Genomic DNA, 20,081 nt, shown 5'->3' on the forward strand with positions numbered 1-20,081 from the left:
AAGAGGTAAGAGGGAAAAGACTTTCAGAGATTTTATATTTTGTCACATACCACTCTTCCAGAAGCTGCTGCGCGTCTACGGTTTTTTCGAGCCGACTTACTTAATTACTCTAGATCCCCGACTTATTTTTTATCTTCTCCATAAATTATCAATTGATATTAAGTAAGTCGGGAATTTTATCGAATAGCCCCCCTTTTAAGGGTATTTGGGGGGATCAAAACTATTATCCATCTCACTACAATACACCAAAAAAAATGAATAAACCTACTGCAATCTACCTACATATCCCGCCAAAAATGTGGTCAAAAATACGAGATGCTCTCCTTGAATCTCGTAGCTTAAACGAAGAAGTTATTGGTTTTTTATTTTGCCAACGTCAACAAATCTCCAAACATCAAGTTCGCTACATTCCTAAAGCTTGGGTTGTCCCTGATGCAGATTGTTACGAATATCAAACCACCAGTGGATTAGTATTAAAACAGCATTTTCATACTTATCTCTTAGAAAATCATTTACAACCAGGATTAGATATAGTTCACATTCATACTCATGCAGGTCATGGTATACCAGATTTTTCCTATGTTGATGACCGTCATGAATCAGAATATGCCCGGTTTATCTCCTCTAACTTTACTAAAAAACACCGCCTAATTTCTGGTGTCTTTGATCAAAACTTACAATCTTATCAATTCCGAATTTGGGATAGAAAAGGACATAATTTTGAGGAAGTGATTTTCTGTAATTCATTATTTCCCATTTCTAACAATCAAGATGAAATAAATAACACAGATATAATGTTTACCCGTCAGCAAATCTTTGGTCATGCCAATCAGCAACAACTAAATCAGCTAAAAGTAGGATTAATTGGCTGTGGTGGTATTGGGGCAATTTTCGCCGAATTATTAGGGCGATTAGGTGTAAAAAACTGGGTATTAATTGATCCCGATAAATTAGAAACCGTTAACCTCAACCGAATGCCTGGTGCAACACCAGAAATGGTAGAACAACAATGGTATAAAGTGAATTATGTCAAGCATCTGATTAAGAAAATTTACCCTCAAGGTTCATCCGTCAAAACCATACCCACTTCAATTGAAAGTGAATTAGCTAAACGAGAAATAGCTAGTTGTGATTTAATAGTCGTTGCTACAGATAACCATCTTTCTCGCAAAACTGCCCAAGAATTGGCTTTAGAATATATGCGTCCCTTTGTCTGTTTGGGTACTCATATTGATGTTAAACCAGATAAAACCCCCCGGATGTATTGCAGAATTACTGTTCCACCTTTAGGGGGTGGTTGGTGTTTAATGTGCGGTAACATTATTAATCTGCAACGCGCGGCTTTAGAATCTGCACCTAGTGAAATTCATCAAATGGCTGCCGGTGCTGGTTATTTGGAAGGTGTGAATGATCCGGCGGTATTTTGGTTAAATAGTATCTGTGCTAGTACGGCTGTAGGTGTAATTCATGGTATGGTAAGCGGGTTTTTAAATGTAGATGCGGGTATTGATTGGATTTATGACTTTCCTGGTAGTGATTGGCGAAAAACCGATACTGAGTATTTAGAGACAGATGATTGTTACTTTTGTAGTTGAACATCAAATGGTTGGGAAATGTTGGGTTTCCTTGCGTCAACCCAACCTACCATTAATGGCATCTCATGGAAGATGCCTTTTCCAGTGGTATGTCATAGTAACAAAGTTGCTAGAAAAACACGGTGCAGAGAAAATGTATAGCTATCAAATTCAGCTAGAAGGTGAGGTTTTACGGGTTGGGTTTAATCGTACTTTACCAGCACAGGGCGATCGCATTGCCAAAGATGCCGTAGAATTATTAAATCAAATGATTGATTCTGGGAAAATTACTGGTGGACATCGTATTTTAATTGACGGACCTCAATCTCTCCCTGTTGCTTATATTCTTTCTCACAAACTAGCTCATTTATACGAAGTAGTCGCCGTACTCGATCCCAAACTAGGCCGTAAAATCAATACACCAACTGGTTCACTAAGATATAAAAACTACATAGTTGTTATTTCTCACTGTTCATCATACAAAGTGGGGGATGTAATTGAAACAGAAGAAAAGCAATCAGAGCGTAATACTATTAAAGTGGTGCTGTGTGGACCTCCTCATTCGGGGAAATCATGCTTACGAGAAGGTTTAAAACAAGCAATCTTAGGAACTTTAAACGCACCTTATCCTTATATAATCACCGCTTGTCCCGACGGAGAAGGATCATGGTATCAAAAAACTTATGAACAAAATCAGGAATTAGCCATCAGTGAAAAACCCTTGGGGAAATCTGAACATACTCCAGAATTTGCTCAACAGGTTTCTCAATGGGTGAAAAGTGCTAACCAAGCAATAAATATTATTGATGTTGGTGGTAAAACTTCACCAGAAAATAAGACAATTATGAAGCCAGCAACCCACGCAGTTATTTTATCAGGGAACATAGATGAGTTTGCCGACTGGGAAGATTTTTGTCAATCCCTGGGGCTAAAAGTAGTAGCCAAAATTCATAGTCAGTTAGATGCAACTGAAGATGAAGTATACCATCCTGAAAATTGGCAGTTAAACACTAATGAATTACTGCAAACAGCACCATTACTTAGAGGTAAGGTTCATCGTTTAGAGAGAGGAGAAAATTTATCAACTCGTCCGATGGTGCAAGCTCTAGCGGAAGTTTTGATTCATTTAACGAAATGTTAAATCTTAAAAAAACCTAAATTAGCATTTTTTCAGAAATTAACAATTAAAATAGAGGGAGTCTTGTTAATTGAATACAGCTACAGAAACACACACAGTTATTAGTTTTGCTCCGGTGCAAGGCTTTATTGAAAAATCCCGGAAGTTACGAGATTTATATGGTAGTTCTTTCCTAATTTCTTACCTAGCTTGGATTATCTGTAAAACCGCAGAAACACCAAAATATAATTGTGAGGTCATTTCACCAGCATTAATTAATGTTATTCAAGGTACACCTAATCAAATTATTATCAAAGGTGATTTTCCTGAAGAAGCAGCAAAAGAAGCGTTAAATATGGGCTGGGAATGTGTCACCTCAACTTGCAAAGAATGGATAGAGGAAACACTAAAAGAACAATGGGATTTTAGACCTTGGAATCGAGTTTGGCGGTTATGGAATCATCATACTTGGGAATTTTTCTGGGTACAAGAAGAAAATGGTACAATTACCCAAACACGCCAATTATTAAACAATCGCAAATATCAACGAGATTGGACAGGTATCAACTGGCAAGGAGAAAGTTCTACTCTTTCGGGTGCTGATGCGGTAGCTTACCCGGAAATGAATAAAATTGCCGATCCTCGCCAGTATAATTATCAAAAGCAAAAAGAATTAATTAACAAATTTTATCAACAACTGCAAGATAAATTAGGTGAATCATTTATTGACACTAGCGAGGAATTAAGTTTACCAGAATTAATCAAAAGAATTATCACCCATCAGGAAATTTCTAACCAATTAATTGCGAAAGTTAAACAATATTTTCAGCATACGGAAATTGATTTTAAAGAATTATTTGAAAATATTGAACAATTAGCAAAAGACTTGAATCCTGATACATTTAAAGATTTAAACCGACATGAAAATAAATATTGGACTGGTTGGTTTATGGGAGATGGTGATGAAGCTGGAAAGTTTTTAAAGAGATATCCAGATCAAACCCATAAATTTAGTGAAGAAATGCGAGAATGGGGGAAATATTTTCAAAATCATCCTCCCGAAAGTTGTCGGGTAGTTTATGCAGGAGGTGATGATTTTTTGGGGATTTTCTATGATATGAAAACAAGAAAACAATTACCGCCTAATTTGTGTATTCAGGAATTTATTAAGTTTAAATCAGATTATTGGGACAAACCAAATAAAAAAGATATCTGTGCTAGTGTGGGGTTTGTGTGGACTGGTGCAGGTGTTCCCCAAAGAGATGTTTTACAACATTGTCGGGAGGCAGAAAAATCTGCTAAAAGCAACGGTAGAGATAGAATTGCTTTGCGGGTTTTATTTAACAATGGTAATTATTTAGAATGGGTTTGTCCTTGGTGGTTATTAGATTTACTCCAAAATTATGAAGATAGAAGTAATAATAAATCTGTTCTAAATTGGACACATATATATAATGATGTTGCAACCTTAGAATCTCGTCATGCTTTTGGTAGAAATAAGAAAGAAAGCAGAGAGATAGCTTTAGCTTTAATTGATATCTATTTTCCTAGTCAAGCAGCAATAATAAGAGATCAGAAAAACTGGTGGAATAAAGTAAATCAAGATGACAGATTACAAGAAGGAGGAATTTTAGGCGATCGCTCTAATTACACCATAGATAATACAGTAACAGGTGATTTAGATCAACAAAAAATCAACCAAGCCATAAATAACTGGGTCATTAACCTTGCAAAAATAGGATTTCATCTATGTCAACAACAATAAAACATCAATCTTCCCAAAATCAAACCTCAAAATTTACCTATATTATCATAATTACACCTTTAGGTTTTCTCTATGGTAGTGCAGGTAAATTTCTTTCCCCAGAAAATTTAGTAGGACGTTCAGGAAGTAGCTTTCCTCCTAGTAGTACAGTATTATCAGGAGTATTTGCATCCTACTATCAAGGGGAAGAAGATGTTTTATATCCTTTGCAACTAGCCGGACCATTTTGGGCTAAAGATGACAACCCCCAAAACTTTTATGTTCCTACACCTTTTAATTGTTTAGTCAAAAAAATCGGTGAAGATAACATAATTGTCAACTTTCTGAAATGGGATAAACCACAATGGCAACCATTAGATATTGTTGATAAATTTGAAAAAGGAACATGGATAGAAATTGATAATTGGCAAAACATCTTATTAAACCAAAAGGTAGAAAAATCTCCTTGGAAATTTTTACCCCATTTACATCCCAGGATGAAAGAAGATGAGCGTACAGTTAATCAAGAGTTAGAAAAAGGTAGTTTATTCCTAGAAAATGCTGTACAATTAAATCCTGATAACTGTTTGATTTATTTATCAAATACTCCTATAGAAGATGGTTGCTATCGGTTTGGAGGAGAAGGGCATATAGTAGATATTGCCTGTGAAACCTTATCAGATCAAACTCAATCATTATTTAATCAACCGGTAGGAAATAGCTTTGCCTTAATTACTCCAGGAGTTTGGGGTTCTAACCGTTTATCTCAACGACAACCTATGAATTTGGAAAAAGGTAATCAAGAAAAATATCAACAACAAAATTCAGAAAGTAAAGATAAAGAAAGTTGGAATATAGAAACTTTCATTACAGAACGTCCTCAACCCTTTCGTTATCGCTTAGGAAACCATGAAAATCATGCAAACAACCAAAATACCCCTAAATTATTATCACGGGGACGGTATGCTGTTCCTGCGGGGACTGTTTATGTATTAGAAGAAGAAATTAACAAATCTTGGCAAGAATGGCCTGAAAATTGGTTTCCCAAAGAGGGACCATCATTAAAAAAATGGGGTTGTGGTTTATCCCTACCTTTACCGAGTGCAATTAAACCTTTTTGAAGCCTCTTTCCAACATACAGATAGGCTTAATTTCTGCCTGTCTTGCAGGGGATAAGTTAGTTAGAGGGTAAGGTCAAAAATTCATCTGGAGAATTATAAATGTATCAAAAAGCTTACGGCATCATAGAAACCTTAGCACCTTTACACATCGGTGCAAGTGCAGGAGACGAAACAGGTAACTTAAACCTGATTTTTCGTGATCAATTTACCCAGACAGGGATAATACCAGGTAGTTCAATCCGGGGTCGGTTTCGTGCAGATATGCGATCAGGCAAAAAAGGTGCAGAAAATCAATGGTATGGACATGAAGCTATTACAGAAGATGAAAATTCTGCAAATGATCAAGAGGGTAAGGGCACCCTAATTGGTGCTTTTGGTTTGCCTGTGTACCCTGGTAGTAGTATGAAAGGAGCTTTCAAAGAGGCTTGTCGGCGGGAAGAAAAGGCTGGTAGACTACCTCAAGGAACAGGCGATCGCTATTGTGGTCAATCTGGTACAAACTCAGATAATGATAATTCTGAACCTGGCATTCTCCGATTTCATGGAGGCTATCCTATTAACGACAAATGGCAAAAAAACTTAGTAGATATCGTCCATCCCCAGCAGGATTTCCAAGTCAAAAATGATGTTTCTCATAGTGCCTATACTCTAATTTCATTATACCAGCCAGAACTAAAATTTAGTATTTCCACAACCAAACCAGAAGAGACAAATTGGCAGCAAGTTTGGGTGATTTGGGAAAAGGCTTTAGGTTACGGTATTGGCTGTCGTGTTAGTAGCGGATATGGATTATCAGATACAGCTACAGGTGAGATACTTTATCAAATAAAACTCCAGGGACAAGGAGAAGCTTCTAAACTTCTTAATGATCGGAAAGAGTTCCGACCCAATATTTTTAGAGCCGCAATCAGAGGTCACGCATTAAGAATATTTGGTGGACTAAATCAAATTCAAGCTGAAGATATTGTTGATGAATTATTTGGGGGTATTCGTCCTGGTAAAGAAAAGGTAGGATTACTAGGAATGGCATTTCAGCAAGATCATCTAGAATTGGATTTTGTTAATCAAAGTGATGCTTATGATGTAGCAGGAAACTTAATTTGGACACTATCAACTCAAATTCAAAATGTTGAAGAGCGTCCTTATTTAGAAAACCTAGTCGAAAAATTAACTGAGTTTGCGATGTTATTAGGAGGATTTGGAAAATCTTGGCGACGCGCTGATCATAGAATATTTTATCCGAAATACGAAAAACACTTAATTGGTTGTCATTGGAATTGGTTAGAAGAAGACAAAAATCCAGTTAATAATTTAGAGGATGCTAAAAAAATAATTCAAGAAACAGTTAATGCAGCGCAAGTATGGATGAAAATAAGAGATTTTAAAATTGAAACCCCACCTAGTGCTACTCAATTACCTATTGTTAATCCTGCACCTACTCGGAATAACCCTAACCAGCTACAACTAAACAGACCAATACCCAGACCAGTTCCTAAACAAAATCAAATAGTAAAAGAATCAGAATGGCGAGAAGCATGGCATAGTGATAACGTCGAAGTGTGGGGAAGAATTGCCAAAAATGTCAATGATTCTAAGATCATACCTTTGCTACATTCTTCCCGACAACTGATAAATCAACAGACTCAACAAACTATTTATAAATCAAGTGTCCAGCGAAACCAAAGTATATCTTTAGCATTACAGAAAGCACCAAAGCCAAATAATCAAATTACTGCACCTTTCATTTATCGAACCTGCTTAACTGGCAGAGTTAAAGACAAAAATAAATCAAATGATCCAACCCAGATTGGTAGACTTTGGCATCGGATGTATCCTTTACAGAATCAGCAATACTTGGAATTAGTTACTATTTTTCCCAAGGAATGTGATGAAGCTAAACCATTTATTCAATGGCTTTCTAGTCAGGAAGAATGGAGGCGAATTTGGTGAGTAAATCTACACAGCTAGAACACCGATTCATGAATCCCAATAACTCAGGGAAAACACGCCTTATCATTTTATTGCGAGCAAGCGTAAGCTAAAGCGAGCATCATCTGAATTTTGGATTTTAGACCGATATCAAACATCCAATCCAAAATCCAAAATTATCCCTCAACTTCCTCCTAATTAAACTACCTGAAATAACCTACAAACACCAAGAATCACCACCAATAAATCCCTACCATCAGCACCCCGCTTAATAGACATCTCTACATCCAAAATCATGGACACCGCCCTAGCCAAAGCATTGATATTTGTATTCGCTACCTCCTGACGCAAATAGTAAACCCGACGAGGATTACTGATATTACAAAGTTGAGCTAATTCACCATCCTTCTTCACCCCAGAAACAATCGCAGACTTCACCCATAACCAAGTTCTAAACTGCGTTAAAATAGTGCTGACAATCACTATTAAAGGTTGATAACGAGACAGTAAATCATCCAACAATTGCAAAACTTGATGGCTTTTTCCTTCACGCATAGCCGCAGCCAATTGTAGGCTATTCTGAGTTTGACATGGAACTAACTCCTGTACCTCTGCAAGCTCCAACTTTCGACCCTGAGCATAAATAGACAATTTGCGTAACTCAGAAGCTGTACGGGTCATATCATTACCAATAGCCTGTGCTAAATATGTCACCGCCTCCTCTGACAACAGCAGTTTAATTTTCTGATCTGTCACAGCATTATCTGTGGTGTTTGTGTAGAGTCTTGCAGCCAGCGAAACTATTGCCTGTTCAATCAAATCATACCGCCAAGGTGGTATCAACGAAAACTCCAACAACTTCCCATACTTGACCAAATGCTTGTAAACCTTTAGTCGCTTATCCACACTATTAGCCACAAACACCAAAATTGTCGAATTAGGCAATTGCACCAACTGTTGCAAAGTTTCTAACTCCGTATCACCCCACTGCTTGAGGTGGCAATTTTCCACAATTACCAGTTTTTTACCACCAGTCAGGGAACGAGTCCGAGCCACACTCAAAGCTTTGTCAAGCTGAACAGCCGGAAATCGGTGATAGCATAGAGTCAGCCATTGGGCATCAATCTCTGCCTTGTACTGGTTTAGCTGTGACTGAATCGCGTATTCATCATCCCCCGTGAGCAAGACAATCATCCTCTGACCCTCCCATTATTACTGAGATTGGCAGTTTTAATCAACACAGTCAAAGGTTTTGGACTTTGGGTAGCTCGTTGCAGCATTTTAGCGATCGCCTCCTTGCTATTCTCAAACTTTTTCTGATAAGCTGGTGTCACCTCTAAAATTGCCTTAGACCCTTGCAATTTCACCAGATTTGCATGAGCCAACAGCTTTTGATGGTTGGGTTTCGCCTTATCCATCACCTGCTGCCAAATTTGCGCTAAATTAGCAGTATTAGAAGTATTAGCGGTATTGGTTGCAACTGCTGGTAACAGGCTATCTTTACCTGGATCATCCACAGATTTATCAGTTACCTTGTTGATGGTGTACGTGCCATAAGTTGGTAACAATTTGCCATCATGCCCTGGTTTCATATTTACCGTCTTCATTGCACCCCCAGGCAATAAACCGGGCAACAAATTGAGTAAACAAACCTCCAGCCACACGCCCGCATTGACAGTATACCGCAGATAATTTTCAGCTTTTTGTAACTCTGCTAAAGATAAATTCAGTGTCTCAAAATTCCAGTGTTTGGCAAAAGCTTTGAGTTGAGTATGGCTGACACAACCAGTTAGTAAAGTTTGTTCCTTGGGTGCAGACTTGATAATCAGTAAATCTCGATATGTTTGCAGTAAATTTGAGATAATCAATTTAGGCGTTTTCCCAGAGTCTACCAAAACTCTAGCGACTTGCAGTAAGTTAAAAGTGTTGTTGGTAGAGATAGCCTGTAAAATAGCCATTAGCTCTGCTTCTGTGACACCACCAACGATTTCCATGACATGATGGGCAGTGATATCTACATCTAAAAGACTGGCTTGACCGAGTAATTGTAGCGCATCCCGTAAACCACCATCACTCAGTCGAGCGATCGCATTTAATCCCTCATCATCAACAGCAATAGATTCGGCATCTGCTATAATACGGAGGTGCTGCACAATTGTTTGAATTGATAAAGTGCGGAAATTAAACACCTGACAACGGCTGATAATAGTAGGTAAAACCTTGTGCTGTTCTGTGGTGCAGAGAATAAAAACCACATGAGGTGGTGGTTCTTCAATACACTTGAGTAAAGCATTGAAGGCATTACCGGTTAAGCAGTGACATTCATCAAGAATAAAAATTCGATAACGTCCTGCTATTGGTGCTAAAGTACAGCGTTCAATTAAAGCACGGGCATCATCCACACCATTATTTGAAGCAGCATCAATTTCACTCACATCTAGACTATTGCTACTTTCAATTGAACGACAAGATTGACAAATTCCACAAGGTTTATCAGTTGGTTTTTTAGTGTTGAGGCAATTGAGAGATTTGGCAAATATGCGTGCAGTCGAAGTTTTACCTGTACCTCTAGAACCTGTGAATAAATAAGCTGGGGCAATTTGCAGGTGTTTGATAGCATTAGTTAAAGCAGTTTTGATGTAAGGTTGTCCCACTAATTCTGCTAAAGTTTGGGGGCGATATTTTTGATGTAGGGCGACTGTAAACATAGGATTTATTCATCTTAATTCGTCGCTCTTGCCCCTGTTAAGGGGGGGTGAGATTTTATTTTAAGTTCGTGAACAATTTATGCTATCCTTCATCCAGGATACATGAAACCAATTATTAACCAAATATGCTATTTTATCAGAATCACGATTTGCAAGATTAAAGGATTTACAGGATAATTGCATTCACAATATTCTTAGCTATTAATACTTTGAGGATGAATAATCGTAATTTCGGGAACAGCTAGAAAATCTTTTGGGTTTAAAGTTAAAATATGACTGATATTATGAGCAAGCATCACGGCTAATATGTGTATATCGTGAGTGCGTTTACCAGAAATATTATATGTTGTTACTAAGTTCAACCAAATAGAAAATACATCTGGTGTTTCTTCTAGAAAATCAAATTGATTTATTAACATTTGTACTGCTTGAGTTGTTTGTTCTACAGTCCATCCTAATCCATTGACATTAACAGGACGAGTAGCAACAACCCAAAATTCAATGATTACTTGAGAGGTAATAAAACATTGACTACCTTGTAATAAAATTTGAAAAATAGCATTACTTATCAGGTTATATTCCAGAGATTGGGAATTTGCAAATCTAAGAATAATATTGGTATCAAGTAAATAGCTTTTCATATTCCTCTATCATCATAAATATTTTCTCGACGCAGTGATTCATCCGGTAGGGTAATACTACTTTGAGGAAACTGAGATAACCATTCTTGAAATTTTGTGGCTTTTTCTGTTGAGGTTAAATTTTGTTGTTCTGTTGCTGGAATAATATTTCTATGAGAAAGTTTAGATAGAAAAAGTTTCTGATCTTCAGGAGTTAATTTAGAAACAATTTCTACAAGAGAGTCAACAAGTTGTACATTCATAATTATCTATGTCATTTACTAGGTTATAGGTAATATTGCACTCTATATCAATTATAAACCTAAATTGTCAGAATCACGATGACCAGGATTCTGGGATTTACAGGATTTTTCTTGAATGATTTTGTCAGAATCACGATATCTAGGATTTACAGGATTTTTATTTGATGGTTGTAAAAGTTAATTTTTTATTTTCATTTTACAACTGTCAAACTGCTGCATCAAGTTTTGCAATAATTAGGTTATCAAGTTGAACAGAATACCAATGTCCGTGGTTATATGGATAGTACAACTAATGCTGAATATGTTATCCGTAAGGCTAACGGTTATGATTTAGGTTTTCGTAAAAATGGAGAAAGTTATGAATTAGTGGCAGATTTTGGGGGTGCGAAAATTAATCAGCAGGAGTTTATTAATAATATTAGTCAAAAATACGCCCATAAAACCTTTAAAATTTGGTCATCAATGGGTATTTTGTGCGATTGCCTACACCAACACCACTATTGATAGTTTGGGTGGCGAAATCATGGCAACCGCTATCATTATTTTTCCCTCTAAATCTCAGCTAATTTGCCGGATTTACAGCCACAAATTCACAATCATGATGTTTTTGGAATATACAATGGTAGTAAGACATGAAGCATAGACATTTCCACTTCTAGATTTGCTCTATCTCCATCAGGAACTAACATAGCCGGATGATCTGATTGCTGTAAGTGCATTTTGATACTTGAACTAGGAATAGCTTTAGCAGCTTCGATTAAATACTTGAGATTAAACTGGATATTCAACATCATTTCTGTTGGTAAATGAGCAACAATCACCTGATCACCTTTGCCAAATTCTCTTTCAATAGATAGCCGTAACTGCTGTAAACTGCCATCAAATTGTAAGTAAATTCCTTTTTCTTTCTTATCTGTTAACACAGCTAACCGTTCCAGTGCTTTGACTAGCGGTGCTTTTTCTAAAATTACTTCTTTCTCAAAGCTAAATTTAGCTAATAATTGCTCACAATCAGGATAAATTCCTTCCAGAACTTGACAGCTAAGAATGACATCTTGCCAAACAAAACCCAAGCGATTACTTTGGGCATCATACAGCAGATTTATGGATTTTACATCATCACCTAAGTTACGCACTACTTCTCTGACCACACGACCAGGAAGAGTAAATTTAATCATTTCCTCAGATGTAACTTGTTGACGGAGTTTTCTGCCAATTCCTTGAGTGGAAACTTCAGTAATAGCCACTCGATGTCCATCAGTACCAATAAACTTTAACTTCTCCTGTGCAAATTGGATATGAACTCCAGTCACAATATATTTATTTTCATCCGTGCTGACCGCATAAAGCACACCTTTCAAACCATCTTTGAAAACTGTTGTTGGCAGAGAAATAGGAGTAGCATCAATTATGTTGGTAGGCGGAAATTCTTCAGCACTAATGCCTCTAATTTCATATTTACCATCGGCATCAGATAAGCACAGAGAGTAGATTTTTGTGGGCTTATCCTCATCTGTCATCTGTGTCATCTGAGTTTGACTATTCAAGGATATATTACCGCTAGGACAATGCTTGACTATTTCTAATAGCATTGCCACTGGTACAGTAATTTCACCCTTTAATAACACTTGGGCTGCAAAACTGGCTTGAATTGTTAATGCTATATCTGTGACAGTTAGATGTATCTGTTGTGTTTCCACATCTGCAATAATGAGGACATTGGCAAGAATAGGATGGCTAGGTTTAGCTGGAGTGGCACAATTCACTAAAAAGAGGGCATCGTAAAATTTAGTTTGTTCACATATTACCTCCATGCCTAATTCTTTGGGTATTGGCGGGTTTAACTTTGATTTGGATTTTTTTCGCTTATTCCCCTTCTTTTGGATGGGTTCAGTTGGTGTATCAGCGTTTGCAGATGTAGATTTTTTCTTGTTAACTCCTGGTATTTCTGTGATATTTGTTGATACTTCATTGTCTATTTCAGGAGTAGCAACACTTGTTTGTTTTGTCTGCTTTGTAGACTTCACCTTTTGTTTTGGCGCTGTTGGAGTCATGATTATTTATCTCTGGTTGCGTCATTACTATCAGGGACTTCCAACAAATAAATTGTCTCAAATGATTTGTATATTTGTAGGGGCGCAAGACACTTCACCCCGGAGGTGGGATGTTTTTTAAATTGGAAGTCCCTCAAGGTGACTGCGATAGCAGAAATAAAAATATCCACCACTAATTACAAGTACAAAGATAGTAGTGGATCAGATAAGGTTAGCAAATTTTTTGGCTATTTATTTTTACTGTTTAAGTTTTAAAACAGCAAATCTTAACACGATTCTTTTTGGTAAAGTTTTTTCTTTTTTCTCGGCTTGGTCTGCCTAAACAATTAAAATTTCCAATAAATTTAAGCTTTATTTTAATTGTTATGCCTAGATTAATATTTTCTGTGTAAATCTAAATCTGTGCATCAAGACATCAAGCGCAATTATTTACATTTATCAAAGAGTGGGCAGAAGAAACATCTGTGAAGCTACGGAGAGAACGAAAACGATTGGTAATTTCAGACATTGCATCTAATAGTTCATCCTCATCCGCAGTTTGAATTACTTCAACGAGCGATCGCTTCAAGGATGTAGATGACTGATTTTCTTGATCTAATACCAGTTGATAAAAGAATTGTTTGGAACCAGGAGCTAAAACTTCCATCCCATCCAGCAACTTTGACAGGGTGGTAGTGCTAACGTCGCATTTTCCTCGCCGAAACTCGGAAATGTGATTTTCTGAGACCTTGGTTTCGCCAGACAACCGTTTGGCACTGATCCTATACTGCTTTATCGTCGCATCGAAGGACTGGGACAGGGGGGACACTGGGTAAGAAATAGCCGAGACAGAATTGTTAACTTTCATTACTAAAATTAGCTGATTGGCTAATTGACCGTTACTTTATACAGCGATAGGCTAATTCACAGATTAGTAAATTCCAATTCAATGGTAGACCAACATCAACAAATAAGCATCAGTTGTCATTAGGCATTTTTTGTGTCTTAGCAATGACCACGTAAAAAACAAAAACAAGCTCCCATTTAGCTGAACCGGGGCAAGCATAGATAGAAATTTATCCAATAGATTATGACACAGGGAATCTCAAAATTACAGGGTGAGTTCTACCCTCTCCACTATCAAGAATGGTTGAGAGACTACTGGGAACTCACACCACCAAAGCAATCTTGTCTGTACCAGAGCATCACCAGTATATTCATTTATTTAGTGTATGCATACCAGAAAAAGCGGCGCTCTTTCCATCTAGCTGCCCAGAATTATCTGTTTGGTTCACATTTGAGAGGTAGAGGATGAATATTAAAGGCAGATTTTATCCTGTCACTCCCGAAGTTGCCAAAGTTCTCCGCCAAGCAAAACTAACTGCTGCCGAATGGAGGATATGGAGCTACCTCATTGAAATTGAGCCTTGGGGTGATGCTTATGAGGATATTGACACATTAGGAGTAATGACAGAATGCAAAGTCAGCAAAGCTACATACTACAGAGCGATCGCCAAATTCCAAGAGCTTGAATTATTTGACTTTCAAGATAAAGGCTTCAGTATTCGCAATCTCAAAGGTGTATCCAGTCTCAGAAATGAGACAACTGTCTCAGAAATGAGAGAAGATTCTCAAAAATGCGAAAGTAGTCTCAAAAATGAGACAACTGTCTCAGAAATGAGACAAGATTCTCAAAAATGCGAAAAACAACGCCCAAAACCCTCTCAGAGCAAGGATTCTAACTCTCCTCAGACTATACAGACTCTTTCAGACTATACAGACTCTCTCTCAGATAGCGAGAGAGAGAGTTTTTTAAAGTTTGGTTTGGAAAAAGCCAAAAGACTCCCTCATCCCCCAGAGCTTCCCTACAAGTGGGTAGAGGCGCACTGGCAGGAAATATCAGCGGAATGGATGAAAATACAGGGTAAGATTCCTGAAATTCAGCAGCAAAAATGGGAGAATCACCCCTATCGCCATGAGTGGATCGAAAAAATTCGCTCTCTTGGACAATTTGGTTTTTATGCTGAGAACCGTCTAGAAGAAAAAGAACGACGAGAATTTTTCAAATGGGCAGATACTAATCACTTAATATGGGGTCAACAATGATTGATGACTTACCCCAATTTGAACCAATTCCTTTGCGGCCTGAAGAGGAAAATAAAGAGGGAGAAATTTTTTATCCCCAGTGGCGATGTTTCTGTTGCCAAGATTCTGGTTTAGTGTCTTGCCATTTAGTTCAGTTAATCATGCCGAAATACAACCCAAATCGAGATAAGTGGGTACTTTGTCAAACAGGCTATTGCAACGCATCTAAACGTTGGGAAAACGTAGGAGTTGAGAATTTTGATACTCGCTTTATTCCCAGTATTTGTCAAAAGCTAGATTTAATCAATCGAGAAAACTGGCGTAACACAGTACAGCAACAAATTAACTTTCGCCAACTGGCTAAAAAACTGCAAATGCCTGGAAGTGGCGATCGCGCTGACAATGATAATCGCAACGTGCAGCAACGTAAGCAAGAGATTGAAGCAATTTCTCATGAGGAATGGATGAATATCTCAAATGAATATTTAGGGCAAAAACCCGAACAAACAGAAGATTAATTCTCTCAAATTCCCAAATTAAAATGTAACTTGTAGGCGTAACAGCTTAATAACCTTGTCAATTCATTGCTTATTCCAAAATTGTAATTTTGATACAAATGATACCAATTTGCAAAATAATTACAACAGATGGCTATAAAGAAACAAAATGTAAAAATAGATGGCCAATACAAAATACAAGAAATGGTGGCTCTTGCGTTCTTTTTATGGTGATTGAGGATTGATTATAACAAAACCCTTACAGGGCAAGGTTTATAAACAATTATGCCCATATTTTCAATAAAATGCCTACACAATAAGGCTTTCAATGATTTTGAACCGGGTTTTCCATAAAAAGAACCGAAGAACCGAAATGGTTTGAATTCAATTATTCGTTAACTGTGGACATCACCGGATTACCAAAATTCTTTGTCTAGCCCGTGAACTAGAAACATAATACAACCGATTAAACTCCTTAATTTTAGCTAGGACTGCTTTACTATCATCTCCGCGTTCTCGATTCAGCCGCTTACTCAAATCTTGACCATCAATACCCGCTTCCAAGAAAGTGCTACCTTGACTATTATGAACAGTTAATGCAAAACAGTTTCTGATATTAGCAAACTGTTCTAAATGTTTATAGTATTGCTTCCAAAGAAAGGGATTACGCTTGGCACTTTTGAGCAAGCGTTGCGTTTCTTGGTGAAATCGCTTTTCTTCATCTTCATGTAGAACGTAGATTTGACGCACAATTCCCTCATCTGTTTCTACTTTCAATCTCCAACTATCATAGTTTTTATAACGGTCTTCCAAGACATCTAAAACAGTAAATTCTGTAGATGTGGAAAGAATCGCAGTTTTTCCATCAGGAGCCATAATTGGGTCTTTAGTAATTAATCGTTCTCCAGAGATAAATCGGTTGGCATTCTCACCATATAAATATCTGCGAATCTGTTGATTATAAAAGTCAACTTGAGCATTAGTCCAAGATAAAATACGGAAACAATCTGGATTATGAGCAAATTTTTGAGATATCTTTTTGTAGGCATACCGCAGTAAAGTTTGCCGTTTAACCATCAGCGCCCCGTTACTTTTATCAGGTAGATATTTAGAAAATGGTGCAAATGGTAGTTTACTTTTAGTTACTGCATAACGAGAAGCCGTGACAAACTCCAGTAAGGGACTATCAATTCCTTGGCGGACAACTTGAGTTAATACTGCTTTATTTGCTACTTGAAAGCTCAGAGATTTCCTTTCATTAACTGGATTTAATTGGGCAGGGTCGCCCATCAGGATAATTTTGATTTTTGTCCAGGTGGATGATTGATTAGCCACATTTTCAATCCAGTGCCAGAGTTGTTTACCAATCATGGAACATTCATCAATAAAAACAACATCAAATAAATTGATGTAAGATGCTCCTGTCTGCTCAAGTACTTTCTTTGTACCTCTAGTCACCATTCCTAGTCCTAGCAATTGGTGAATAGTAAAGAACTCTACGCCAGTTACACCGTTTTCTGCTGCCATTCGTCGCAGTACACCTACAGCTTTATTAGTAGGTGCAGTCAAGACGACTCGTTTACCTGTAGCCACCAAAACTTTAACGAGTTGGAAAATTATAGTTGACTTACCGGTTCCAGCAAATCCTACGAGCAGAAATAAAGCAGCTGTGACAGTTGGTTGTATAAAAGTCCACATTTTATCTAAAGCTTTTTGCTGCTGTTGGGTAAATTGAAATGGAAAAGAATTTGTGGTCAGGAAAGTAGGAAGAGTTTGGAGCATAATCGCTGCATTAATTCCATTCATTGATCCACTCAATGCAGCGGTAGCTGTTGGTTTTGGTTGACTACAAAACAACACTCCTTTTAGTATCAAAAATGTAGAAGCAGTGGAAAAGAATTATAAAGAATTATTTAGATGAGCGATAGCGTGTGCCTTGCACTCAGCGCTCCGTAGGAATCGCCGAACTATCGATCCGCTGTGTTAATGAGCCTGTTTGCTGCTTCTATGCGGTTAAAATTCAATGTCTAATTCTTGATAGTTTCATGAATTTTTAAAGTAGTTTATTTAACAAAGTCAGCGCCAAATCCACAGAAAAGAATTGTTACTTTAACACTCACACAATTTTTTTACAGGAAAGTAAAATATTAATATGTAGCGTGTATTTATCATGAGTGACTACCCTAAGCACTGGAAAGAACTAGCCAAAACCATCAAGGAAAAATCTGATTGGTGCTGTCAAAAATGCGGTCGTGTTTGCTTACGTCCTGGTGAGAAACCTCACAATACTAAACCACGAGCATATAATTTACAGGTTCACCACTGGAATAGGAACCCTTCTGATAATAGACCTGAAAACTTGATACCTCTATGCTCTGCGTGTCACCTTAGTTACCATCGCGGAGGTAAAGGTAATGTTTCTGTGGGGCAGTTGTCGTTGTTTGATATTTCCCAATTTTAGCAATGATAAAATGGTGTGATGTTTGATAACCCCTTACTGAACTTGCTGACTCTGAGCATAGATCGAAGGGTAAAAATACAATTACACAAAAATTGTCAAAACCAAACGTGCTGCGTCAAGATTAAAAGCATAAGAGATATTTAATATGATGTTATTGTAAATAACTCAAGATTGAATATCAATACAAATTACTGTCACGTAGGGATCAATGACTGATTCAGGAACATAAATTGTTAATTCTCCCACAGGATTGGGATTGAGAATAGAATCCATAATTGCACAGCGACTTGTAAAGTCCAGTGGTGTACTGTCAGCAAGAACATATACCGATTTTATTTGTTTAATTGGTACACCTCTAACCGATATTTTTTCATAGGGCTTCATTAACAGGTGTAAATAAAGGTGATTGCCCTGACGAGTTGAAGGTCCATAAAATTGCCACGGTTCTAGTCCTGGTGTTGTATCGAGGATACTTTCAGAATTGCGAGACATCCATTCAGCGATATCTTGGAGACGTTCCAACTGCTCAGGTGGAAATTGTCCATTGCCCATTGGACTGATATTCAGTAAGAGTTTGCCTCCTTTAGCAGCGACTTCGCACAATGTATGAATCAATTGACGGGAGGATTTAAACTTGCAATCATCTGAGTTATATCCCCAACTCTCGTTAATAGTCAGACAGGTTTCCCAAAGATGAGCCGGAGGTTGGGGAGGAATAAACTGCTCAGGAGTTGCAAAGTTTCCACAATTGGGTAAGCGGTCATTAATGAGAATATGAGGTTGTAAATCACGAATCATTTTTGCCAATTTTTCAGCTTGCCATTGCTCTGGAGTCCTTTCCCAACTACCATCAAACCAAATAATGTCAATCTGACCATAGTTAGTCAGTAATTCTTTTATTTGATTGAACAGAAACTGGATATATCGCTCCCATTGTTGCTGTGTGGGTTGAGGCAGTTGGTCAAAACGATAAGGTTTATCTGCTTCTGTGAAAGCCGGATAGTCAGGATGATGCCAATCACTGAGGGAAAAATAAAGTCCAATACGCAATCCCTCAAAGCGCATAGCGTCGATAAATTCCCGAACAATATCTTTTTTGTATGGTGCAGATGCAATTGAGAACTCTGATTCCTGGGTATGGAAGAGAGCGAACCCATCATGATGCTTGGCTGTTAATACGGCATATTGCATCCCTAAACTTTTGGCTAAATATGCCCATTCTTCAGGTTTGTATTCCTGCGGATTAAAAGTATCAGCTGTGCAGTGATATTTTTCAACTGGAATATTTTGGCAAAAAGGAAGACTGAAGACACCCCCCACTAACGGCCAAGATAACTCACATCCTTGGTGGGAACTATGTCCCCAATGAATAAACATTCCTAGCCTAGCTGCATCAAACCAGTTATTCATGATCATGAAATTTGGAAATAATTAGGGTGATTGGTCTTTATAAACAAGCCTGTTTCCTGCCTTTTTGGTTATGAGAGGAATTATGGGTTTTAGTTATTAACTTCTTCTATAGCAACTGACAAGGAGATTAGGACATTATTAATTCCTGAAAGCTTGGAAGCAAAGGTTTTTACGGGCTAAACGCCAAGCGATCGCGTACAGCGCGACCTAGTAATCGCTCTAACTACAGTTATGCCCGCAGAGCTTTACACCAATTTGCTATAAATTGTGTTCTAATCATCATAATGGTTTTCTTCATCATGACAGATGTAGTATTTTAAAATACGACATCAAAGGATGGTGATTTCATAGCCGATGTGGATATCTCAAAGCCTCGCAGCAATAACTAAATTGCTCTGCTGCTCACGCTCTGCTCTCAACGCAGCTATGACCGCAGGACTGTACAGCACTTTTTTATAAAAATGTACATTTTCCCTATTTCCATGTCGGATTTTAAAATACGACAGAAAAAATTACCTT

The 20,081-nt window shown here is 37.6% G+C and carries 15 protein-coding genes and 2 pseudogenes; 9 read left to right on the plus strand and 8 right to left on the minus strand.

The genetic code is table 11. The features are described from left to right. Window positions 1-254: 254 nt before the first annotated feature. From AC012T_RS28450 to AC012T_RS28470, 5 genes and pseudogenes are all read left to right on the plus strand, one after another. On the plus strand, window positions 255-1,595 hold the full coding sequence (locus AC012T_RS28450; protein WP_487067533.1) for a ThiF family adenylyltransferase: 1,341 nt from the start codon (window positions 255-257) through the stop codon (window positions 1,593-1,595). Further along, on the plus strand, window positions 1,573-2,715 hold the full coding sequence (locus AC012T_RS28455) for a CRISPR-associated protein Csx3 (protein ID WP_487067535.1): 1,143 nt from the start codon (window positions 1,573-1,575) through the stop codon (window positions 2,713-2,715). The genes AC012T_RS28450 and AC012T_RS28455 overlap by 23 nt, the downstream gene beginning before the upstream one ends. Before the next feature lie 67 nt (window positions 2,716-2,782). Beyond that, on the plus strand, window positions 2,783-4,456 hold the full coding sequence (locus tag AC012T_RS28460; protein ID WP_487067537.1) for a Cas10/Cmr2 second palm domain-containing protein: 1,674 nt from the start codon (window positions 2,783-2,785) through the stop codon (window positions 4,454-4,456). Beyond that, complete coding sequence (locus AC012T_RS28465; RefSeq protein WP_487067539.1) at window positions 4,441-5,556, plus strand: type III-B CRISPR module-associated Cmr3 family protein; 1,116 nt, start codon at window positions 4,441-4,443, stop codon at window positions 5,554-5,556. Before AC012T_RS28460 ends, AC012T_RS28465 begins: the two co-directional genes overlap by 16 nt. 99 nt (window positions 5,557-5,655) lie before the next feature. Further along, window positions 5,656-5,874, plus strand: a pseudogene (locus AC012T_RS28470) (RAMP superfamily CRISPR-associated protein); the annotation flags it as partial. A 1,809-nt stretch (window positions 5,875-7,683) separates the two neighbouring features. Here AC012T_RS28470 and holA read toward each other — a convergent pair. From holA to AC012T_RS28490, 4 genes are all read right to left on the minus strand, one after another. Beyond that, the gene (gene holA, locus AC012T_RS28475; RefSeq protein WP_487067541.1) at window positions 7,684-8,679 is read right to left on the minus strand and encodes a DNA polymerase III subunit delta; all 996 of its coding nucleotides are present in this window, start codon (window positions 8,677-8,679) and stop codon (window positions 7,684-7,686) included. After that, on the minus strand, window positions 8,676-10,193 hold the full coding sequence (gene dnaX / locus AC012T_RS28480; RefSeq protein ID WP_487067543.1) for a DNA polymerase III subunit gamma/tau: 1,518 nt from the start codon (window positions 10,191-10,193) through the stop codon (window positions 8,676-8,678). Before dnaX ends, holA begins: the two co-directional genes overlap by 4 nt. Before the next feature lie 194 nt (window positions 10,194-10,387). After that, window positions 10,388-10,834, minus strand: coding sequence for a type II toxin-antitoxin system VapC family toxin (locus tag AC012T_RS28485; RefSeq protein WP_487067545.1), 447 nt, complete (start codon window positions 10,832-10,834; stop codon window positions 10,388-10,390). Continuing rightward, on the minus strand, window positions 10,831-11,076 hold the full coding sequence (locus tag AC012T_RS28490) for a hypothetical protein (RefSeq protein WP_487067547.1): 246 nt from the start codon (window positions 11,074-11,076) through the stop codon (window positions 10,831-10,833). The genes AC012T_RS28485 and AC012T_RS28490 overlap by 4 nt, the downstream gene beginning before the upstream one ends. A gap of 180 nt (window positions 11,077-11,256) precedes the next feature. Here AC012T_RS28490 and AC012T_RS28495 point away from each other — a divergent pair. After that, window positions 11,257-11,520: pseudogene (locus AC012T_RS28495) on the plus strand (DUF1257 domain-containing protein); the annotation flags it as partial. Window positions 11,521-11,672: 152 nt separating this feature from the next. Here the strand turns inward: AC012T_RS28495 and dnaN are convergent. Both dnaN and AC012T_RS28505 read right to left on the minus strand, forming a co-directional pair. Then, window positions 11,673-13,130, minus strand: coding sequence for a DNA polymerase III subunit beta (gene dnaN, locus AC012T_RS28500; RefSeq protein WP_487067549.1), 1,458 nt, complete (start codon window positions 13,128-13,130; stop codon window positions 11,673-11,675). Between the two features lie 415 nt (window positions 13,131-13,545). Then, window positions 13,546-13,977 (minus strand): helix-turn-helix domain-containing protein, encoded by a 432-nt coding sequence (locus AC012T_RS28505; protein WP_487067551.1) that lies wholly within the window; start codon window positions 13,975-13,977, stop codon window positions 13,546-13,548. Window positions 13,978-14,420: 443 nt separating this feature from the next. On the opposite strand from AC012T_RS28505, the gene AC012T_RS28510 reads away from it, so the two are divergent. Beyond that, window positions 14,421-15,215: a hypothetical protein gene (locus AC012T_RS28510; protein ID WP_487067553.1), complete on the plus strand. Its 795-nt coding sequence runs from the start codon at window positions 14,421-14,423 to the stop codon at window positions 15,213-15,215. Further along, window positions 15,212-15,712: a hypothetical protein gene (locus AC012T_RS28515; RefSeq protein WP_487067555.1), complete on the plus strand. Its 501-nt coding sequence runs from the start codon at window positions 15,212-15,214 to the stop codon at window positions 15,710-15,712. The genes AC012T_RS28510 and AC012T_RS28515 overlap by 4 nt, the downstream gene beginning before the upstream one ends. Before the next feature lie 387 nt (window positions 15,713-16,099). Here AC012T_RS28515 and AC012T_RS28520 read toward each other — a convergent pair whose 3' ends face one another. Next, window positions 16,100-17,497 (minus strand): ATP-dependent DNA helicase, encoded by a 1,398-nt coding sequence (locus AC012T_RS28520; RefSeq protein WP_487067557.1) that lies wholly within the window; start codon window positions 17,495-17,497, stop codon window positions 16,100-16,102. A gap of 364 nt (window positions 17,498-17,861) precedes the next feature. Between AC012T_RS28520 and AC012T_RS28525 the strand changes: the two genes are divergently transcribed. Continuing rightward, complete coding sequence (locus AC012T_RS28525) at window positions 17,862-18,152, plus strand: HNH endonuclease (RefSeq protein ID WP_487067559.1); 291 nt, start codon at window positions 17,862-17,864, stop codon at window positions 18,150-18,152. 165 nt (window positions 18,153-18,317) lie between these two features. Here AC012T_RS28525 and AC012T_RS28530 read toward each other — a convergent pair whose 3' ends face one another. Continuing rightward, on the minus strand, window positions 18,318-19,562 hold the full coding sequence (locus AC012T_RS28530; protein ID WP_487067561.1) for an alpha-L-fucosidase: 1,245 nt from the start codon (window positions 19,560-19,562) through the stop codon (window positions 18,318-18,320). Between the last annotated feature and the right edge of the window lie 519 nt (window positions 19,563-20,081).

The sequence above is a fragment of the Anabaena sp. EIM26 genome, assembly GCF_057568715.1.